Source organism: Arthrobacter sp. Y3225116 (genome assembly GCF_059091245.1).
The window spans coordinates 1-740 of the sequence record NZ_JBNHGL010000517.1 but is presented as its reverse complement, the minus strand read 5'-3'; the positions used below and the strand labels follow the sequence as shown (position 1 = coordinate 740).

1 protein-coding gene is annotated in these 740 nt (G+C 70.9%); it reads right to left on the bottom strand.

The window, feature by feature from the left end; genetic code table 11:
* Positions 1–102 precede the first annotated feature (102 nt).
* Positions 103–740, bottom strand: a 638-nt coding sequence (locus AC5RV2_RS18715; protein ID WP_494093576.1) for an IMP dehydrogenase, incomplete at its 5' end; no start/stop codon positions are given.

The following is a 740-nucleotide window of genomic DNA, read 5'->3' as shown; positions in this document are numbered from 1 at the left end:
GCTGGTCGCGGCCGCTGAGCGGCGGCGAAGGGCCTGCCGCTGGTTAACGCGAGGGGCGCCGCTCCCCCGGTGCGGGGAACGGCGCCGCCGACGGCTGCGGGACTACCGCTTGTAGTTCGGTGCTTCCACGGTCATCATGATGTCGTGCGGGTGGGACTCCTTCAGCCCCGCCGCCGTGATCCGCACGAACTTGCCCTTGGCCTTCAGCTCGGCGATGTTGCGGGCGCCGGTGTAGAACATGGTCTGGCGCAGGCCGCCGACCAGCTGGTGCGCGACGGCCGAGAGCGGGCCGCGGTAGGGCACCTGGCCTTCGATGCCCTCGGGGATCAGCTTCTCGTCGTCGGGCACATCGGCCTGGAAGTAGCGGTCCTTCGAGTAGGAGGTGTTCTTCCCGCGCGTCTGCATGGCCCCGAGCGAGCCCATGCCGCGGTAGGCCTTGAACTGCTTGCCGTTGACGAACACCAGGTCGCCCGGGGACTCGGCGGCGCCGGCCAGCAGCGAACCGAGCATCACGGTGTCCGCGCCGGCCACCAGGGCCTTGCCGATGTCCCCGGAGTGCTGCAGGCCGCCGTCGGCAATCACGGGGATGCCCGCCGGGATGGCCGCCTTGGCCGACTCGTAGATCGCGGTGATTTGCGGTACGCCGACGCCGGCGACCACGCGGGTGGTGCAGATGGAGCCCGGGCCTACGCCCACCTTGATGGCGTCGGCGCCGGCGTCGACCAGTGCCTGCGCGCCTT